This is a genomic window from Mycolicibacterium setense (assembly GCF_000805385.1).
Classification (GTDB): Bacteria; Actinomycetota; Actinomycetes; order Mycobacteriales; family Mycobacteriaceae; genus Mycobacterium; species Mycobacterium setense.
Map to the genome: position 1 here is coordinate 400,780 of NZ_JTJW01000003.1, position 18,813 is coordinate 419,592.

Here is an 18,813-nt window from a genome sequence, read left to right on the forward strand (position 1 = left end):
AACCTTTACATCAGCGATAGCCTGCCCGTCGACGATGGACGAGTGCGTCGAATGCTGGTTGTGCTGTGTGCTGCGGTCCTGGCGCTGGCATCAGCTCCGGCTGCGCATGCGGTGGATCCACCATGGTTCGCATCGTCGGTCGGCAATGCCACCCAGGTGATCTCCGTTGTCGGCGTAGGTGGTTCGAAGGCCAAGATGGATGTCTGGCAACGTGGTCCCGCCGGCTGGCAGCCGATCGGTGCCGGAATTCCGGCCAACATCGGCGCCAACGGTATGGCGCCACAAACCCACGACGGTGAAATGAAGACGCCCATGGGCGTTTTCAGCCTCGACTTCGCATTCGGCACCGCACCCAATCCCGGTGGCGGGTTGCAGTATGTGCAGGTCGGCTCCGACCACTGGTGGGACGGCGACATGAAGAGCCCGACCTACAACACCATGCAGGTGTGTCAGAAGGCGCAGTGCCCGTTCAACACCGATCCGAGCAGCGGAACCGAGAACCTGAACATCTCGGCCTACAAACACGCCATCGTGATGGGTGTCAACAAGGCCAGGGTGCCCGGCAACGGTGGCGCGTTCTTCGTACACACCACCGACGGCGGCCCCACGGCCGGCTGCGTGGCGATCGATGACGCCACCTTGGTGAAGATCATGCAGTGGTTGCGGCCGGGCGCCGTCATCGCGGTCGCGAAATAGCTCAGATATTCAGGGCTGCACCGGGTTCCAGTTTGAAGTTCAGCCCCTCCAGCGAGAGAGTGGCGTCATAGGTGCGGTCGTAGCCGGTTGCGCTGATCTTCCACCCGTCGGCGGTCCGCCGGTAGCGGTCGTGATAGAACGCCGAGCCGAACAGCATGAAGTTCAGGCTCGGGACGATCACCCGGTCCTGTAGGTACCAGGTGGCGGTGGCCTCGTCGCCGTTCACCTCGATCTCCGGGTGCGCGACGCGATGCTCGGTGATCACCTCGGCACCCAGGGAGCTCTTCATGTAATCGACCAGCGAGTCGCGGTCGGTGAAGTGCAGCGTCTTGCCCATGGACTGGCCGTAGTCGCCCGCGATGTCCTCGGTGAGGGTGTCGGCGAACTCGTCCCAGTGCTTGGTGTCCAGCGCTCGCAGGTACCGGTACTTGACTTGCTTGATGTCGTCGATGTCACCCATGCCCGACATTTGAGCACACCGGTCCGAGCCGGTGTGGCGCTATCCGGAACGGCTGAGGTCCCGGGTCGCCGGCCCCTCGATCAGCGTGCCGTCCGGAGCAAATCGCGAACCGTGCAGCGGGCAGTCCCAGGACTTGTCGGCGTCGTTCCAATTCACGATCCCGCCCAGGTGGGGGCACACCGGCGATACCGTGCGCGGGACTCCGTCGACGACGCTGTGCGCCTCCAGATGCCACGGCAGTCCGCTCACGACGCCGCAGTCCTCGGCGGCCGGGGTGCCGATGCGGGTCACCGGTGCGATCCAGCCCTTGGCCATGTTCAGGCCGACGGTCAGGTTGGCCTGCACCGCGGTGGCGAGCCCGGACAGCTCATGCGGACTCCAACTTGCGAAGGCCTCCGCCCAATCCATGCGACCACCCAGCATGCGCCCGGCCAATGCGAGAGCGGCGGCAACGCCGTTGGTCATCCCCCATTTGTCGAAACCCGTTGCCACCAGGATCTCTTCATTGCCCGGCAGGATCGGGCCGACGTAGGGAAGCGCATCGACGGGGGCATAGTCCTGCGCCGACCAGAAGTGGGTCTGGACCGCACCGGGCCAGTGTTGTTTGGCCCAGGACGCCAGCTCGTCGATAGCTGCGGCGGGGTCGCTGCTGCGTCCCACCGGATGGCCCGCCCCGCCGACGATGAGCAACTCGCCATCCGACGTCGGCGCCGAACGTGTTGAGCGCGTGGGGGAATCGGCCGAGATGAACATGCCCCGGGTGATGTTGCCCGGTACCCGGAACGCCATGCAGTACGAGCGGTGGGGAGTGAGCCGCGCGAAGAATCCGCCTCGGTCCAGAATCGGAACACCCGTGGCCAGCACGCACCGATTGGCGAGCACGTCGACCTCGGCGCCCGAATCGGTGTGCACTCGCAGCTTGAGGCGGGCTCCAGCGTCATGGCTGACGCGTTGCACCCTGGCCCCCTCGACCAGGCGGCCTTCGCGTTCGTGTAGCTCGGCGATCAAGCTGTCCAGGAACGGCATGGGGTCGAATTGCGCCTGGTTCTCCAACCGAACTCCGCCGTGGAACGGGAAGGGGACGTCGGCCTCGTCGACCCAGTCGACATCCAGACCCGCTGTCAGGCAGGCTGCCAACTCAGCCTTGGCCCGGGCGACGCCATCGGGTGCCTGGGCGTAGGTATAGGCATCGTGTCGCTGCAGGTCGATCCCGCGGGCCGTGCAGTAGTCGACCAACCACTGCTGGCCCTCCAGGTTGCCCTGGGCATACTGCTGAGCCACTCGCGGCGAATGTTTGCGCACGATGTCGGTCATCCTGGTGCCCTGCAGCACGCTGATCTTCGCGGTGGTGTTGCCGGTCGCGCCCGCTCCCGCGGTCCGCGCCTCCAGGACCAGGACGTCCTGTCCGGCGCGTGCCAGCAGGACAGCGGTGACCAAACCGGTGATACCGGCGCCGACCACGACGACGTCCGCGCTTCGCTCTGATTCCTCGGCGAGAGTGGGCGCGATCGGATGGCCAGGGTGGTCAGGGCGGTCGGAAAGCCAAAGCGAGGTCATGATCGTGGATGTACCCGCACGCGGGCCGGTCAAACGCGCGGTGCGGCGCGCAGCATCGTTGCCAGTCGGCGCCTTCCGCTCCGCATCTGCAGTGACCATCACTGTTCCTGTGCGGCGCATGAGCGTTGCTGACGCGTCCAAAACCGCTCCGGCGGAACGTGCTTGGCGGCGGTCTCACGGAGTGTCGGAAGGCCCAGGCGCCGCAGGACGGCTATCGTGGCGTGCGTTATGAGCGGCCCGTTGGGGTTGTCGATCGGGACCACCAACTTGGTTGCGGCGCGCGTCGGCAATCAACCTGTCAGCCGGCGTTCGGTGTTGACCTTGTCGACGGACCGGACGCCGCAGGTCGGCGTGCCCGAATCCGGACACGGTGTCACGTTGAGCGGGTTCGTCGAGCGGGTCGGTGATCCGGTACCACTCGTGGCGCCCGACGGCGCGTCCTATCCCGCCGATACCCTCCTGGTCGAAGCCCTCGACGCCATGGTGGAGCTCGCCGGCGGGCCCTCCGATCAGCTGGCGATCGCCGTCCCCGCGCATTGGGGAGCGCCCACACTGCGTGCCCTGCGCCATGCGCTGCGCACCAACCCGAGCTTTTCCCGTGACGGGAGGCCGCCGCGGCTGGTTCCCGATGCCGTCGCCTCCCTGGCCGCCTTGCGCGCCAATCCCGGACTGCCGTCCAACGGCGTGGTGGCCCTACTGGACTTCGGCGGCGGCGGTACCAGCATCACGCTGGCCGACGCCGCGTCGGCCTTCGAGCCGATCGACGAGACCACCCGCCATCCCGATTTCTCGGGTGACCAGATCGATCAGGCGCTGCTGACGCACGTGCTCGACGGCGTGGCCCAGGCCGGTGGAATCGATCCGGCGGGTACCGCGGCGGTCGGGTCACTGGCCCGGTTGCGTGAGGAGTGCCGTCAGGCCAAAGAGCGGCTGTCGGCGGATACCGCCACTGATCTCGTGGTCGAACTGCCCGGCTACTCGGCCACGGTGCGCGTGACCCGCACCGAGCTTGAATCGTTGATGCAGGCCCCGCTCGCCGGCGTTTTGGACGCACTGGAAAAAGCGTTGGAACGCAACGGGATCAGCTGGGCCGCGGTCTCGGCAGTGGTGACCATCGGCGGCGGTGCCAGTATTCCGCTTGTCACCCAACAGCTTTCGGAACACTCGCAGGCCGTGGTGGTGACCACGCCGCAGCCTGCTCTCGATGCTGCGATCGGCGCCGCGCTGTCGGCCGCGTATCTCGCCGACTCGGACGCGCAAACCGGTGTGGCCCCCACCCTGGGTGTGGCGGCTGTGCTGCCGCCGGCCGGAATCCCTTCCGGCGCAGGAGGATCATCCGAGGGCTCCTCCACGTTCCGCGCGCTGGCCTGGTCCGAGGACGACGCCGGAGACGATGTGGTGCCCTACACCGGGCCCGACCTCGTGGACGCCTACGGCAGCGAGACCGCGGCGCGTCCGGCTGTGCAGTACGTGCCGCCGACGGGGCCGATCGAGCAGCCGAGCGGAGGCTGGCAGCGGTTGCCGCTGACGGTTTTCGTGGTCGCCGCGGCGCTGGTCGTGGTGGCCATCGGTGGCGTGACATACGCGTTGACCAGCGCGACGGGCACCGCGCCGAGTTCAGAGGTCAAGCCGCCCGAGCCCAAGCCGTTGCCACCGCAGGAGGTGTCACCCAGCCCGATCGAGACCCCGCCGCCGGCCCCGGCCGAACCGCCGCCCGCGCCTGAGCCGGTGACGCAACCGCCGCCGCCGGTCACCGTGACGCAGGCACCGCCGCCGCCGGTGACCGAAACCCACGTCGTCACGCAGACCACGACGCCGCCCCCCGTCACGACGACCACGACCACCACGACCACAACGACAACGACGACGCCGCCGACAACCACGACGACCACGCCGACACCAACCACCACCACGACGAACCCGATGACGACGACGTACGTCACCGTGCCGTTCGTGCCGGTACCGATTCCGATCCAGGTGCCGAACCGTGGTGAGACGCAACAGCCCCAGTACCCGTACCAGCAACAGCCTCAGTACCCCTACCAGCAGCAACCGCAGTACCCGTACCAGCCGTATCCGTGACGCCTTCGGCGTTGCTGTGGTTGCGGTGAGTGGTATTTGGCGTAGGTTGCGGCGATCCATGGTGGGCGATCCGCCTTCGCTGATTCGTCGTCGCCGTGGACTTGTCTTCTGAGGTTCGAAACGTGTTGTGCGCATTGTCAATACAGTGAGTTGACGGCGGCGTAACGTCTGTGCCCATGGTGGGAATGGGTGGGGGCAAACCAGTTCGGAAATTCGCGATGGTGGGTGCGGCCGCGGCCGTGGCCACGGCGTTGACCGTTGGCACCGCGGTGCCGTCGACGCCTCCCGCCGAGGCGGCCTACGGCGTGTTCACGACAGGCCCGTTGTTCCGTGCGCTCGACGCGGTGGGCGTCGACATCAACGACCTGCTGCCCGAGGAGGTGCGGGCGATCCTCGACCCCCTCGGCGTCGACATCGTGAACGTCCCGTCGAACTCGGTCGACATCAACAACGCCATCAACGACATCAGCTTCGTCGCACCGCCGCTCATCAACAGCAGGGCCGGGGTGGTGGTCGGTTTCGGACTCGGCTCGTTCGCGGCAACACGGGCCTACCAGGCACTGCGATCGAGTGCGCAGGGCGACACCTGGGAGGGCTACGACGCACTGCAACCCGGCCCTGTCGTTCTGGGCCGGCAACGCACCAATACCACCAACCTCGTTCTGGTGTTGCTGCGCAATCCAAGTCGGCCCAACGGTGGTCTGTTCGCCCGGTTCGCGCCGGTTGCGGACCTCTTCGGTGTCGACACCGTGACGCCGCCGGGTGGACGGGTACCGGACCCCGCCACCGGCATCGACCTCAACACCGCGACCGTGGACGTCACCTGGGCGTATGACGTGCTGTCCGATGCGCCCGTCACTCTCAATCCGGTCTCATGGGCCAATTCCATAGCCGCGTCCATCTTTTTGACGAATCTGCTCGGCGGAGTCGAGATCGAGGGCGATGCCCCGAACGACGTGCTGCTGAACGTGGGAGCGATCCTGGCGGGCAACCTCATCGACGTCACGCCGACCGGCGGCAGCTACTACCTGACCGCGGTCCCGAATGATCTCGCCCTGCTGGAGCCGATGCGCCTACCGGTCCGGGTGATCAACGCCGTAACGGGCTGGAACCTGGACACCCCGCTCGCGGACGCGATTCAGCCCGCGGTGCAGATCCTTGTCGACATCGGTTATTCCGATGTGGTGCGTGAGCCTGACGGGACCTATCACCGCACCTACGACACCGCGGGCGATCCCACCCCGTTGCTTTCGGAGTTCCCGCTGGATTCGCCGGCGGACTACCTGCGGGTGCCCGGTGATGTCGCCCGCGCTCTGGTGCGCGGGTTCCGCGACGAGTTTCTTCCCGGTGCCCCGGAACCAGAAGATGCCGCACCGGAAACGGCTGCACCGCTGGCCATTACGGAGGCGCGGGAGGCGCCGGAGACCGCGGTGCAGAAGCTCGCGCGGCCGGTCGAGAAGAAGCCTGTCCGGGCCGAGCTGCCGGAACCAACCAAGGTTCGCACCCCGGCACGCATTGCGGCGAAAGGTGTCCGCACCCAGGTTGGCAACGCGGCCAAGGACCTGCGCACGCAGGTGGACAAGGCAACTGACGACGTCCGGGCAGCGGCCAAGAAGGCGGCTCGGGGTCTCACCAGTGGCGATCGCGATACTGCTGAGGCCAACAAGTCGAAGGTCTCGCCCAAGGCCGCATCAGGGGACTGACCGGCGTCGAGCCTGCGGAATGCGCTGCCGAGCCGTCGCCTCGGCTGTACCTTTCGATCAACAATCGGGAGGCACCGTGAACCGCATTCATGCCGTCATCGTCGGATCTCTGACCGTGCTCGCCGCGGGCGCACTGCCCGCACCGGCTGCGGCCACCCCCGCCGAAGGGGACGTGGTGCGCACCGATCTGGGCAAAGGCACCACCACTGCGCCGATCTGGGTGGTCACCGCGGGCCAGCCCACCACGTTGCATGTGCAGGGCCTGTTGCTCAAACCGGGCGCCGGTAGCGGTTGGCACAGTCATCCCGGATGGGAGCAGTCGGTGATCAACCAGGGGGCGGTGGTGGTGCAAACCGCGGCCGATTGTGCGCCTGTGGAGTACACCGCGGGCCAGGCGGTCGTCGTTCCCGCCGGGGTGCCGCATCGAGTGACCAACGAGGGCGCCGCCGACGCCGACGTCGTGGTGACCTACACGCTGCCCGCCGACGCTCCGGTGCGTGACGACGCGCCTGCGGTGTGTTCCTAGCTGGGCAAACGCATCTGGTGTCGCGAAACTTTGGGCAGGGGTCAGGTATCTGGGTAAGAGTTCGGTTAAGGTTCTGCTGTGCCTGAGATGGATCGTCGCAGTGTGATGTTCATGATGGGTCTGGGGGCGGCAGCGGCTGCATTGCCCGCCGGGGTGGCCAACGCCGACCCGGCAATCGGCGATAACCCGCCTGCGCCTGCCCCCGGAGCGCCCACTCCGCCCGCTGCCGCGGCAGCGCAGCCGACCTTCCTGTTCCAGGATGAGTTCAACGGCCCGGCCGGGTCTCCGCCCGACCCGGCGTGGTGGCACCTGATTCCGGAGCGCGAGACCATCAAGAACCCGGTCGAGTGGGACAAGCCGTTCAACATGGGCCGCTACGTCACCGATACCGACCACGCGTTCCAGGACGGCAAGGGCAACCTGGTGATCCGCGCGACGCGCGGCCCCGGCACCACGGTGCAGGAGAAGTACGCCAGCGCCAAGGTCGTCGGCAACTGGCGCGGCGGCATCGGCACCACCTGGGAGGCCCGCGTCAAGCTCAACTGCCTGACCGACGGTGCCTGGCCCGCGTTCTGGCTCCTCAACGACGATCCCGTCCGAGGCGGCGAGGTCGACCTGGTGGAGTGGTACGGCAACCGGGACTGGCCGTCGGGCAGCACGGTGCACGCCCGGCTGGACGGCGAATCGTTCGCCACCAACCCGCACCCCATCGACAGCGGGTGGCACACCTGGCGCATGTCGTGGACCCCGACGGGCATGTACTTCTGGAAGGACTATGCCCCGGGCATGGAACCGTTCTTCGAGGTTCCGGCGAACTCGTTGCAGGACTGGCCCTTCAACGATCCGGGCTACACGCTGGTGCCGGTGTTCAACATCGCGGTCGGCGGCTCGGGTGGCCGCGATCCGAGTGGGGGCAACTACCCGGCCGAGATGCTGGTCGACTGGATCCGCGTTTTCCAGGGCTGAGTTTTCTCGCTTTGCGTTTGTGACGCGCCTTTTCGCGCTCTCTTTGAGTTGTGTTGCTCGGGAAGAACGTCAAAATTTTTGACGGCACCGATCAGGGACATATCGCAGTGCGGAGCTTGCCCGCAGGCGGAGGTCGTAGTGCCGACGCGATGTGATACAGCGGCACAGGCGGCGTGACGAGCGCGGACCACGGATAGCGTTCGCGGGTCCGGTCGAGGAAGTCGACGGCCCGGTGGAGGTGTCGCGGTTCGTAGTTGTGCACGCCGGTGAGCGTCAACCATTGCCGCACAACGGTTTCCGGATCCACGGCCAACGGCGGCCCAGGGGTGACCGAACCGGCCAGCACCAGGGTGCCCCCGATGTCGAGGCGTCCCAGTGCATCCGCGACGGCCTGTGCTGACCCGGTGTAGTCGATCGCGACATCGACCAGACCTCCGTCGGACACGCGGCCACCGAACTGCGACGCCGACGCCAGCCGGTCGGCATCGAGATCGACAACCTGCACGTCTGCCCCGGCCTCGGCACACGCGGCGACCGCCGTGAGTCCGAGCATGCCCGCCCCACCGATCAGCACCCGCTTGCCCGTCAATTCGCCGGCGGCTTCCAGGGTGGCCATCACCGTCGCCGTCGCGCACGCCGCGGGTGCGGCGACGGCGTCGGGCAGCGTGTCGGGGACCGCGACGAGCGTGGTGCCGCGGGGCAGCACCACATGTTCGGCATAGGAACCCGATAGCGGCCAGTCCCCGTCGAACGCTTCGTGGCCGACCTTGCGCACCGACAGGCATTTGGCGCTCAGGCCGGACCGGCACCGTTGGCAGGTACCGCAGGCCACCGTTACCGACCAGATGATGCGTTGCCCGACTTGGGCGTCCGTGTCAGGACCGGTGGCGACGATGTCGCCGACGGCCTCGTGGCCGAGGATGGACGGGCAGGCCGCCGGGCGACGGCCGGTGACGGTGTGTAAGTCGCTGCCGCACACTGTGGCCAGCCGTACCCGAACGAGGACCTCGCCGGTACCGAGTGCGGGTATCGGGACGGGGCCGACATCGACGCCTGAACCGGTCCACACCGCGGCCGCCGTCACACGAGGCGGGATCGGATCCATCCGGACAACCTTTCGATGGCATAGACGATGATGAAGATGACGATCACGATCGCGCCGGCGATGTCGAAGTTCAGCGTGCGGATCGACTCGAACAGCAGGTAGCCGACACCGCCCGCACCGACGATGCCCAATATGGTCGAGGTCCGCACATTCACGTCGAACATGTACAAGCTGGACCCGACCATCGCCGGCATCGCCTGCGGAATGACCGCGGCGAACAACGTCTTCCACCACCCGCCGCCCACCGAGTGCACCGCCTCCAGCGGTCCCGGGTCGATTTCCTCGACCGCGTCGGCGACCAGTTTGCCAAGGAATCCGATGGAGCCGATGGCCAAGGCGCAGGTGCCGGCGATGGGGCCCAGACCCAATGCGGCGACGAACACCACGGCCAGGATCAGCTCAGGTACCGCCCGTACCAACAGAATCCACCCCCGGGCCGCCCAGTAGACCGCCGGGTGGGGAGTGACGTTGCGGGCGGCCAGGATTCCGACTGGGATCGACAGCACCACGCCGATCGCTGTGGACACCACGCCGATCGCGACGGTTTGACCTGCGGCCGCGAACAATTCGCCACCGAGCGCACCGAAATTGGGCGGCACCATCCGGGTGAACACCTCGATGGCCGGCCCGACCCACGTCACCAGGGACACGGGATTGATCTTGAGCGCCACCAGGGCCGTCACGCACACGCCGGCCAGCGCACCGCCGAAGGCGAACCTCGCAGCACGCTCCCGGGTGGGGTTCGAGTGAGCAGAGTCCAGCAGCATCCGGCGGATCACGATGGACAGCAGTTCCATCGCCGCGATGATCGCCAGAATGACGCAGGCGATGCCGAGCGCCCGCGGATAGATCAAGCCCCGCAACGCATCCTGCAGTGCGAAGCCGATCCCGCCGGCACCGACGAAGCCGAGCACCACCGACATGCGCAGATTGATGTCGATGCGGTAGATGAACGTCGCGATCCAGGAGGGCACCACCTGAGGGACGACCGCGTTGAGCATTTCACGGAAGTAGCCGACGCCGGTGCTGCGCACCGCCTCGCGCGGACCGGGATCGGTCTGCTCGATGGCGTCGGCGAACACCTTGCCCAACATGCCGATCGAATGGATCGCGAGCGCGAGAATGCCTGGGAGCACACCAATTCCGAGGGCCCGGACGAACAGCACGGCGAACAACAGGTCGGGCATGGCGCGGCAGAACGTTATGATCGCCCGAGCCACGGCCTGCACCGCAGGGTGAGGCGTGGTGTTGCGGGCGGCCAGGAAAGCAAGCGGCACTGAGGCTATCGCGGCGAGCACTGTTCCCAGCACGGCCATCAGCAGGGTCTCGACCGCCAGCCCGGCGATCCGTCCCGGATCATCCAGGCGGGGCGGAATCATCCGCTCCAGCAGCGCCGCAACCTCGTCGGCCCCGTCCAGAAGTGTCCCGGGCGCGAAGTCGATGGACCACGCCGCGACGATCGTGGCCAGCAGTGCGGCGACCGTGACGAGGTGCAGTAGCCCGGGCAGGGTTCTGCGCGGCGGTGTGGAGACGACCGGGCGTTCGGTGAGGTCGGTGCTCACGAGGGCCGGGCCGCCGACTGCACTGCGGGGTCGACGCGTTGGTAGATCTCCATGACGTCCTCGCGGCTCATCCCGACCGCGGGCCGGTCGAGGATCTTCTGCCCGTTGCGCAGGCCCACCAGCCGGTGCGCCCAGCCCAATGCGAGGTCCACCTGGTGCAGTGTGCACACCACGGTCAGCTTCTCCTCGATGCACACCCGGAACAGCAGATCCATGACCACACCGGCGTTTTCGGGATCCAACGAGGCGACGGGTTCATCAGCGAGCAGCAGCCCTGGCTTTTGCATCAGGGTGCGCGCGATCGCGACGCGCTGCTGTTGCCCGCCGGAGAGAGTGTCGGCCCGTCGGTCGGCGAAGTCGGCCAGGCCCACCCGGTCGAGATGTGCCAGGGCTTCGGCACGCATCGCCTTGGGGTAGGTCAGCGCACCGTAGCGGGGGAGCCTCAGATGGCCGAGGCCGCCGATGAGGACGTTCTCCAGGCAGCTCAACCGCCCGACCAGATTGAAGTGTTGGAACACGAATCCCACGTTGCGGCGCAGGGCGCGCAGTTGCTTGGCTGAGGCGGTGTCCACGTGGGTGCCGCCTACCTCGACGCTGCCCGAGGTGACCGGTTGCAGCCCGTTGAGGCAGCGCAGCAGGGTGGACTTGCCCGAGCCCGACAGTCCCAGCAGCACCAGCATCTCGCTGCGCCGGACGTCGAGGCTGACCTGGTCCAGGGCGAGGGTGTCACCGAAGCGTTTCGTGACGTCGCGGGCGATGACGACGAGATCGTCGCCCGCGACGGGATGATGCGGTCCGCTGGTGCTCATGGGTTTTCAGCCCTTGCACTTCTCGGAGCCGGTGACATCGCAGACGTGGCGCACGCCGCTGTAGTCCGAGTCCTCGACCGGTACGAATCCCCAGGCGCGCTCGTCGGTGATCCGGCACGCGTCACCCTCGCAGAACCCCTCGGCTTCCAGGTTGGGCACGTTGACCTTGTCGGCGAAGAGGGTCTTGAGCTTGCCGATGGCCTCGCTGCCCAGTGAGTCGTTGGCGGCGAACACCGAACCGGCGATCATCTCCGACTTCCACACCGTCTTGAGCTGGCCGGGTTTGAGGTCACCCTTGGCGATCATCGTCTTGTCGACCATGGTGTCGAAGGCGAAGCCCGCGTCGCAATCACCGTTGGCTATTGCCAGGGCCGAGGAGTCATGGCCACCGGCGAAGATCGGGGACATAGCCGCAGACAGGTCGCCCTCGGAACCGGATTTGATCACTCCCGCCTCGATCAGCCCGGCGGTCGGATAGAGGAATCCTGACGTCGAGCTCGGGTCCACGAAGCAGACCTTCTTACCGGCAAAGTCCTTGAGGCCGTTGATGTTCGCTTCATTCGCCCGTGCCAGACCGTAGGACTGGTAGCCGGGCTTGGCGCCCTGCTCCTGGATCACCGCGCCGACCGGAGTCATCTTGGCCCCGTTGACGCCGGCCACCACATAGGCGAAGGGCCCGAAGAAGGCCAGGTCGACGTTGTTGGCGATGATGCCCTCGACCACCCCGGCGTAGTCGGAGGCCTGCACGAACTCGACCTTGGCGCCGGTCTCCTTCTCCAGCAGCTTGATCAGCGGCTGGTAGCTGGCCTTGAGGTCCGTGGAGTTCTCGGCCGGAATCGCGGCCAGGGTGAGGGTTTCCGGGAAGCCCTGGGCGGTCTTGGCGTCGGTGTTGTCGGAACTCGAACAGCCGGACAACACCAGTGCGGTACAGGCGGCTGCGACGGCAGCGATGCGGGCTGAGGAAGGAGAGCTGCGGAACTTCATGGCGCGGAGGACCTTTCGGGGCGGGGTCGTTTGATGGGCAGCGCTGCTGCGGACGCGGAGAACTGCCATGCCCCACACCCTGTGCGTTGGTCTATACCAGCGGGTGCATCCAAGTTGGCGAGGAGGTTAACAACGCGGCAAGTCTTGGTCTATACCAAGACTTGCTACTGTGAGCGGGTGTCCGCGAGTGCAGAACCCAGGGTTCTCAAGCACCAGGTTGTCCGCGCGCAACTGGAGCGGCTGCTCGACGACCTGGAGGTCGGAGACCCGTTCCCGGCCGAGCGGGAGATCGCCGAACGCTTCGACGTCGCTCGCGAGACCGTTCGCCAGGCGATGCGAGAGTTGTTGTTGGCCGGTCGTATTGAACGTCGGGGCCGGACCACCATCGTCGCGCGGCCCAAGATCCTGCAACCCTTGTCCATGGGGTCCTACACGGAGGCGGTCAAGGAGCAGGGCCGCACGGGCGGGCGCATCCTGGTCGGCTGGAGTGATCTGATCGCCGACGACATCCTGGCCGCGAAGCTCGCCATCACGGTGGGCGCACCCATCCTGCAATTGGAGCGTGTCCTGACCACCGACGGCATCCGCGTAGGCCTGGAAACGACCAAGCTGCCGGCCGAACGCTACCCGGGACTGCGGGAGAGCTTCGATTACCGCGAGTCGCTCTACGCCGAGATCCGCAGCCGCGGCATTCGCTTCGAGCGGACCGTCGACACCATCGACACCGCGCTTCCGGACGCACGGGAATCGGCACTCCTCACCGTCGACAGCCGCACCCCGATGTTCCTGCTCAATCGAGTGTCCTATGACCAGAACGGAATTCCGATCGAGCAACGGCGCTCCCTGTACCGGGGTGACCGGATGACTTTCACCGCGGTGATGACCGCGTCTTAGGAGTCTTCTTTCTGGCTGACCGTCGGCCCTACCAAGTGGTTAGCCGAAAATGCATGGCAGCCTCACAATGGGGCTGACTCGGCCCGCTTAGAGGCCTCAGGTGCTACGGGTCGTAATGTTCAAAATATTAAAGCGCGGCGAACAATAAACTGTTGTCGGTCGATGACGGCGGCGGGCCGATCAGCCTCTGAACTGCGGTTGGTCGCGTCGTTCTATCGGCGCCTTCGCATTCTGGCTACATGGTGAAAAAGAATGTGCACGTTCACAATCCGACACTGAAACGTGTTTCAGAAAAAGGCTCGTATCGGTGCGACGGCGGGACTACATTTCGCCCGTCGGCCTGAACGCCGGTGTCGGTTCAGAACGCAACTTCACCAATCTCCAGCGTTGCAACTGCGTCTAGAAGGGAAGTCCAAGTGGAAGTATCTGTTCGTTCATGCCTTACCGCCACCACCGCGCTTGTTGGTGCTGGCGCGATGGCTTTGAGTCCGGTCAGTCCCGTTGATCCGAATCTGGGTGACCTGCGGGCTCCTGTGATGGAGGCGGATGTCGGGTTGGTGGCTGCACCGTTCCCATTGCAGACCTGGTTGAACACCGTGATCACTGCGACCAACAACGTGACTGCGGTGGGGCAGGAAGCGTGGGCGTTGCCGGCGCCGCTGCTGCGGCAGGTCGCGGCCAATCTGATCGAATACGCCTCGATTGAAATCGGGGCGTTTCAGTGGGCCGCCACGGGTGCGGTGGCGTATTTCGGGACTACGTTCCCGGCGACCATGCAGACCGCGATCGCCGCGTTGGACGCCGGTGATGCTGTGGGGTTCATGACTGGTGTGAACAGCGCGATCTTCAACATGTTCTTCCAAGTGTTGTCGCCGATGCAGTTGGCGCTGGCGATCCCACAGCAAATCGCGGCCAGCCTCGCGGCCGCGGCCGTCTACCTAACGGGGGCATTTGTGACCGCCGCGGGGTCGGTGGTGATACAGGGGATGCTTCCCGCGGTCACCGGCGCGATCGGTGCCGACCTGCAGGCAACCCTTGATGCAGCCACCAGCGGTAATTGGGTGGGCACGATCGCTGCCCTCGCTGACCTGCCGGTAGCGGTAAGCAACGCGGTCCTCAACGGGGTGGGCGGAGTCAACGGCCTGCTTGGGCCCGCCGCCTCGATCATCACCGGCGGCGGCTTCTTAGGTCTGCTCGTGCAAACACTGCCCCGCGAACTGGCCAGCGCCATTGCGGCCCCGGGAGCACAGAACATCATGACCGGGGGCACGGTCCAGGCAGCGCTGCAGGACTTCGCCACCCAAATGACCACCGGGTGGCCCACGCCCAACGAGTTGGCCGCCATCCCGACGGGTATCGCGGCAGGGTTGCAGGGCCTGCCGGAAGCAGCGTTCAACGCGGCCGGCAGAGCGTTGGGCGGGTTGATCGGCGGCGGTGCGAGTACTGCGAGCTCGACTGGTGCACAGGTCAACTCGGTGAGCCGGTCGGGTGGCGGTGAGTCCTTGGCTACTGCGGTGAGTAGCGGTCCGGCCGACAAGCCGGCCGGGGTGGATCTTGACGGACTCGGCGCGGGCGGACGCGGACTGATCGGGATGTTCGTCGGTGACGGGACTGCTGAGAATCCCAACGCCGGGCTGTTGATCGGGAAGGGCTACAGCTACGGCACGGTGGCCGGCGACTGCGCGTCCAGTTGCGACGGTGGTCGAGGCGGACTGTTAATGGGTCAGGGCGGCAACGGTTTCGGCGGTGGCTCGGGCGGCAGCGTTGGTCTGATCGGCAATGGTGGTGCCGGCGGTGCGGGCACTGCCGAGCATCTCGATGGTGGTGTTGGTGGCACGGGAGGCATCTTCGGCAACGGCGGTGCCGGAGGAGCCGGGTTCGACACCGGCAGCGGTGGAGCCGGTGGGAACGCCGGCGGGTTCGGTAACGGTGGCACCGGTGGGGCAGCCGGGACGACCGGTGGGACCGGTGGGACCGGCGGCCTGGGTGGCCTGCTCGCCGGTAACGGCGGCACCGGTGGGACCGGTGGCGGCGCCGGTGGTGATGCCCGCGCCATCGGCAACGGCGGCACCGGCGGTGCCGGCAATGCCAACAATCCCACCGGTGGGGACGGAGGGACCGGCGGCACGGTGTTCGGCAGCGGTGGAACCGGAGGTGCCGGCGCGAACGGCAGCGCAGCCACCGCTGGGGAGGCCGGCAATGGTGGCCGCGGTGGTGACGCGATCTCCCTCGTCGGCAATGGTGGCACCGGCGGTCAGGGCGGTAATGGTCAATCGGGTCAGGGCAAGACCGGCGGCACCGGCGGCGACGGTGGCACCGGTGGAAAGGTGTTCGGCCAGGGCGGCACCGGCGGGCAAGGCGGCGGCGGCAGTACGTTCGGAGCTCTCCAGGGCACCGGCGGCCGCGGCGGGAATGGAGGTAGCAGCACCGGAATTCTGGGCACCGGCGGGGCCGGCGGTACCGGCGGCTCGGGCGGTTCCGCCACAGGCAGCTCCACCAGTGGCGCGGCCAACGGCGGTACCGGCGGCACCGGCGGCGCCGGCGGAATCAACGGTGGCGCGGGCGGCACGGGCGGCAGAGGCGGCAGCAGAATCGCCGGCACTAAACCCCCCGGCTCCGGCGGTACGGGCGGCACCGGAGGCACGGGATTCGGCGGGAGCCGCCCCGGCAGCACCGGAGAATCGGGCAACGCTTCCAGCGATGGTAGGAACGGCGGAACCGGTGGCGCCGGCGGTGCCGGAGGTGGCCTCTGAGTCCAACTCGCCATTGCGGCCAAATTATCGGTGGGCCAGTGCAACCCGCCAAATCTAGTCATGACTTCGGCAATCGGATTCCGCGCTAGCCGGTCATGACAACGACGATCCACCCCCTCCCGCCATCTCGGAGGGGGTGGATTGCGTTGCAGATCAGCTAGTTTGAGAGGAGTAGATCGAAAAGATCTGTGAATTACCATTTTTCATTTAAAGCCACTGTTAACATCGCGACTATGTCAGAGCCCAGCCGTACCCCACTCGTCGTGGCGATCGTCGCGTTGGTCGCCGCTTTGGCCGCGTCCGGGGTCGCGATTTCGGCCCTATTGCACAAGCCTGAGGCATCCAACGGTGTTGCGACGCCGGCGCTGACACCGACCTCGGAGCAGGTGAGTGCCGCCCGCACGCGTACCTGCGACAACTTCAAGAAGGTCGCCTCCGGGGTCGCCATTCAGACGCACACTCAGCCGGAAGACAACCCAACCTCGGGGCAGGCCGTTGCGGCGAATGCGCGGCTGTCGATGCTGGGCGGTGGCACGTATCTGCTCGACAATATCGATCCGGCCGCACCGAGCGACCTCAACGATGCGGTCAAGGAATTCGCCGGCACCCTGCAGACGGTTGCGGTGAACGCGCTGGCCGGCATGGGCAACGATGCACCCGATCAGGCCGGCTTGCTGCAGAAGGCGCAAACCGAAACCGAGCGGATCGAAGCGCTCTGCAAGTAAGTTGGGCTGCGGGGGCCGACGTCGATCGTGAACGTGTGCTGGGAGTTGGTCGTATGGGGATGAAGCCATGGGACGGGGATCGGCCGATGACCCCGCGCATTGTGTTGGAACGCAAGGATGTTGCTTCACGTGAATTGTCGATGACGTTCTTGAGGGAGCAGATCTCGGAACCCACCGATTGGTGCAACGTCAACGACACCCATCATCTGGTGTACGTATATCGGGGCGGTGCAATGCATTCGATACAGTCCGCCCTCGATTGGGGCCCGTCCGGACAGGTGCCGCCGATGGCGGGGGATATCTGGTGGAAGCCCGCCGGCGTCCACTGTGCGGCTCTGGTCCAAGGTGAAGTCGCGGGCATTTGCGAGATTGCGATTCCGCGGCGAGTCATCGGCGATACCGCATTGCTGCCGCGTATCAAGTACCGGGATCCGCTGTTTCACCGCCTTGTCGAGGAGATCTACAGCGTCGCTGATCGTGACGATGCCATCGCGCGGTTGCTGACCGACTCTGCCGCTGAGACTCTGCGTCTGTTGGTCGCAGACAAGTGCACAGTCGGGCCGCCCATTCAGCGCGAGTGCCGCACCTTCGATGCCGTTACCTGCAAGATGCTCGTCGAGTACCTCAACGACAGCTTGGACTCGGATATTCATGTCGATGCCCTGGCGCGGTTGACGGGGATGTCGGTCCAGGGGTTCATCAGCGCGTTCCGCCGGTCGTTTCAGACCACTCCATACCAGTACCTGCTTGACCGACGGATCGACCGCAGCCAGGTGCTTCTGGCGGCCACCTCGCGGAGCATCGCGGAAATTGCTGTTTCAGTGGGATTTTCGACACCCGGTCATTTCGCGACGGCATTCAAGCGGCGCGTCGGGGTCTCACCCAGCGTGTTCCGCAAGAGCCTGTGAGTACATGCCAGGCTGCGCGGCGTGGGTTTGATGAGTTGGCTGACTGGCCACCCGATTGCGCGCTCAGCGGTTGCCTCGGTACGCGCGGGGCGACACCCCGACCCGGCGCCGAAACGCCGTGGCAAAGTGGTTCGGCGTCGAAAACCCCACCATCGCACTGATTTCGGTGACGGTCCGCGTGGTGTGTCGCAACAGAGACTTGGCACGTTCGATCCGCCGGTCCAGTAGGTACTGGTACGGAGTCGTGTGAAATGCCGCGCGAAATGCTGTGATGAACACGCCCACCGGCATATTCGCCTGTTGGGCAAGTGATTCCAGAGTGATCTCGGAATCGAGGCTGTCCTCGAGGAACGCGACAATCATCGAGCGGGCAGCCGCATCCAGGATCTGGGGCCTCCGCTTGGTCTGTGGCGGTGGATTCACCGTGTACATATCGGTGATCAAGAACCGCAGAGTTTCGCTCACCGAGTCGGTGAGCAACCGCGCGAGCGCATCGTCGCGATCGGAGACGGCGTGGATGCGCTCGACCATCTGATGGATCAGCGGGTCGCGGTGTCTGACGCGCGGAATCAGCGTCGTCGCACCCAGCAGCTGTTCCGGGATGGCGATCTCGCAATATTCCGCGGTATCCCCTTCGACCAGCGAGGCGCACTTGTCACCGGCCGGCACCACCCACATGTCGCCCACGTTGGGCACGCCCCGGCCCGACGGGCCCCAGTCCAGGTCGGTCTCCATCGAGCGCAGGCGGCCGGCCCGGTGCACGAAGACCAGGTGACGGGTGACGTCGCAGCAACACCAATCGGTCGCGGTGTCGATCTGCTCGGTGGCGAATCTGACGGACATGCCGCGGGTCGCGATGGTCCTCTCGCCCAGCACGACGCGGCGGGTCTGGGGCCGGTCGCCGTTCCACAGCTTCATTGCCACCCGCGAAACCTCCTGCGCGATTTGCGGCCGCGTAAATCTGGATCGCAGCGTAACGAGCGGCGGGTAGCAAGGTGGTGATTTTTGAATTGAAGTACCGCTCGCGACCGAAATGGGATTCTTAGAAAGCCGGCGCGTCCGTGACCAATTCGTGACCTTTGA

Annotated in this window: 16 protein-coding genes; 9 read left to right on the top strand and 7 right to left on the bottom strand. The window is 66.2% G+C overall.

Going from position 1 to position 18,813, the window contains the following annotated elements; genetic code table 11:
* Window positions 1–42 precede the first annotated feature (42 nt).
* On the top strand, window positions 43–696 hold the full coding sequence (locus tag QQ25_RS03395) for a L,D-transpeptidase family protein (protein WP_039313393.1): 654 nt from the start codon (window positions 43–45) through the stop codon (window positions 694–696).
* A gap of 1 nt (window position 697) precedes the next feature.
* Here QQ25_RS03395 and QQ25_RS03400 read toward each other — a convergent pair whose 3' ends face one another.
* Together QQ25_RS03400 and QQ25_RS03405 are read right to left on the bottom strand one after the other, a co-directional pair.
* A complete protein-coding gene (locus QQ25_RS03400; protein ID WP_234706019.1) occupies window positions 698–1,156 on the bottom strand; it encodes a nuclear transport factor 2 family protein in 459 nt (152 codons plus the stop codon).
* A 39-nt stretch (window positions 1,157–1,195) separates the two neighbouring features.
* Window positions 1,196–2,713 carry an FAD-dependent oxidoreductase gene (locus tag QQ25_RS03405; protein ID WP_039377753.1) on the bottom strand — a complete coding sequence of 506 codons (1,518 nt, stop codon included), beginning with the start codon at window positions 2,711–2,713 and terminating at the stop codon, window positions 1,196–1,198.
* Between the two features lie 228 nt (window positions 2,714–2,941).
* Between QQ25_RS03405 and QQ25_RS03410 the strand changes: the two genes are divergently transcribed.
* From QQ25_RS03410 to QQ25_RS03425, 4 genes are all read left to right on the top strand, one after another.
* Complete coding sequence (locus tag QQ25_RS03410; protein WP_039377155.1) at window positions 2,942–4,795, top strand: Hsp70 family protein; 1,854 nt, start codon at window positions 2,942–2,944, stop codon at window positions 4,793–4,795.
* A 176-nt stretch (window positions 4,796–4,971) separates the two neighbouring features.
* Entirely contained in the window at window positions 4,972–6,498 is a 1,527-nt protein-coding gene (locus QQ25_RS03415) for a PE-PPE domain-containing protein (protein WP_082017393.1), read from the top strand.
* Between the two features lie 76 nt (window positions 6,499–6,574).
* Window positions 6,575–7,024, top strand: a complete 450-nt coding sequence (locus tag QQ25_RS03420) for a cupin domain-containing protein (protein WP_039313405.1) — start codon at window positions 6,575–6,577, stop codon at window positions 7,022–7,024.
* An 87-nt stretch (window positions 7,025–7,111) separates the two neighbouring features.
* Window positions 7,112–7,990 (top strand): glycoside hydrolase family 16 protein, encoded by an 879-nt coding sequence (locus QQ25_RS03425; RefSeq protein ID WP_039313408.1) that lies wholly within the window; start codon window positions 7,112–7,114, stop codon window positions 7,988–7,990.
* A 91-nt stretch (window positions 7,991–8,081) separates the two neighbouring features.
* Here the strand turns inward: QQ25_RS03425 and QQ25_RS03430 are convergent, their stop codons facing one another.
* The 4 genes from QQ25_RS03430 to QQ25_RS03445 are packed head-to-tail and all read right to left on the bottom strand — an operon-like array spanning window position 8,082 to window position 12,450.
* Window positions 8,082–9,095: a zinc-binding dehydrogenase gene (locus QQ25_RS03430; RefSeq protein ID WP_039377161.1), complete on the bottom strand. Its 1,014-nt coding sequence runs from the start codon at window positions 9,093–9,095 to the stop codon at window positions 8,082–8,084.
* Entirely contained in the window at window positions 9,071–10,657 is a 1,587-nt protein-coding gene (phnE, locus tag QQ25_RS03435; RefSeq protein WP_039377164.1) for a phosphonate ABC transporter, permease protein PhnE, read from the bottom strand. Before phnE ends, QQ25_RS03430 begins: the two co-directional genes overlap by 25 nt.
* The gene (gene phnC, locus QQ25_RS03440) at window positions 10,654–11,466 is read right to left on the bottom strand and encodes a phosphonate ABC transporter ATP-binding protein (protein ID WP_039377168.1); all 813 of its coding nucleotides are present in this window, start codon (window positions 11,464–11,466) and stop codon (window positions 10,654–10,656) included. Before phnC ends, phnE begins: the two co-directional genes overlap by 4 nt.
* Window positions 11,467–11,472: 6 nt before the next feature.
* On the bottom strand, window positions 11,473–12,450 hold the full coding sequence (locus QQ25_RS03445) for a phosphate/phosphite/phosphonate ABC transporter substrate-binding protein (RefSeq protein WP_039377170.1): 978 nt from the start codon (window positions 12,448–12,450) through the stop codon (window positions 11,473–11,475).
* Between the two features lie 177 nt (window positions 12,451–12,627).
* Here QQ25_RS03445 and QQ25_RS03450 point away from each other — a divergent pair, with 177 nt between their 5' ends.
* The 4 genes from QQ25_RS03450 to QQ25_RS03465 all read left to right on the top strand — a co-directional run bounded on the left by QQ25_RS03450 (window position 12,628) and on the right by QQ25_RS03465 (window position 17,730).
* A complete protein-coding gene (locus QQ25_RS03450) occupies window positions 12,628–13,344 on the top strand; it encodes a GntR family transcriptional regulator (RefSeq protein WP_039313419.1) in 717 nt (238 codons plus the stop codon).
* A gap of 476 nt (window positions 13,345–13,820) precedes the next feature.
* Window positions 13,821–16,097: a hypothetical protein gene (locus tag QQ25_RS31500; RefSeq protein WP_157847796.1), complete on the top strand. Its 2,277-nt coding sequence runs from the start codon at window positions 13,821–13,823 to the stop codon at window positions 16,095–16,097.
* A gap of 263 nt (window positions 16,098–16,360) precedes the next feature.
* Window positions 16,361–16,822, top strand: a complete 462-nt coding sequence (locus QQ25_RS03460; RefSeq protein WP_052235592.1) for a hypothetical protein — start codon at window positions 16,361–16,363, stop codon at window positions 16,820–16,822.
* 53 nt (window positions 16,823–16,875) lie between these two features.
* A complete protein-coding gene (locus QQ25_RS03465; protein ID WP_052235593.1) occupies window positions 16,876–17,730 on the top strand; it encodes a helix-turn-helix transcriptional regulator in 855 nt (284 codons plus the stop codon).
* 63 nt (window positions 17,731–17,793) lie between these two features.
* Here the strand turns inward: QQ25_RS03465 and QQ25_RS03470 are convergent, their stop codons facing one another.
* Window positions 17,794–18,648, bottom strand: a complete 855-nt coding sequence (locus QQ25_RS03470; protein ID WP_039313429.1) for a helix-turn-helix transcriptional regulator — start codon at window positions 18,646–18,648, stop codon at window positions 17,794–17,796.
* Between the last annotated feature and the right edge of the window lie 165 nt (window positions 18,649–18,813).

What these genes read in the sequence shown, in the direction of transcription:
- QQ25_RS03400 (WP_234706019.1), bottom strand. Translation starts at nt 1,156, where the DNA reads ATGGGTGACATCGACGACATCAAGCAAGTCAAGTACCGGTACCTGCGA.
- QQ25_RS03405 (WP_039377753.1), bottom strand. Translation starts at nt 2,713, where the DNA reads ATGACCTCGCTTTGGCTTTCCGACCGCCCTGACCACCCTGGCCATCCG.
- QQ25_RS03410 (WP_039377155.1), top strand. Translation starts at nt 2,942, where the DNA reads ATGAGCGGCCCGTTGGGGTTGTCGATCGGGACCACCAACTTGGTTGCG.
- QQ25_RS03415 (WP_082017393.1), top strand. Translation starts at nt 4,972, where the DNA reads ATGGTGGGAATGGGTGGGGGCAAACCAGTTCGGAAATTCGCGATGGTG.
- QQ25_RS03425 (WP_039313408.1), top strand. Translation starts at nt 7,112, where the DNA reads ATGGATCGTCGCAGTGTGATGTTCATGATGGGTCTGGGGGCGGCAGCG.
- QQ25_RS03430 (WP_039377161.1), bottom strand. Translation starts at nt 9,095, where the DNA reads ATGGATCCGATCCCGCCTCGTGTGACGGCGGCCGCGGTGTGGACCGGT.
- phnC (WP_039377168.1), bottom strand. Translation starts at nt 11,466, where the DNA reads ATGAGCACCAGCGGACCGCATCATCCCGTCGCGGGCGACGATCTCGTC.
- QQ25_RS03445 (WP_039377170.1), bottom strand. Translation starts at nt 12,450, where the DNA reads ATGAAGTTCCGCAGCTCTCCTTCCTCAGCCCGCATCGCTGCCGTCGCA.
- QQ25_RS31500 (WP_157847796.1), top strand. Translation starts at nt 13,821, where the DNA reads ATGGCTTTGAGTCCGGTCAGTCCCGTTGATCCGAATCTGGGTGACCTG.
- QQ25_RS03465 (WP_052235593.1), top strand. Translation starts at nt 16,876, where the DNA reads ATGGGGATGAAGCCATGGGACGGGGATCGGCCGATGACCCCGCGCATT.
- QQ25_RS03470 (WP_039313429.1), bottom strand. Translation starts at nt 18,648, where the DNA reads ATGAAGCTGTGGAACGGCGACCGGCCCCAGACCCGCCGCGTCGTGCTG.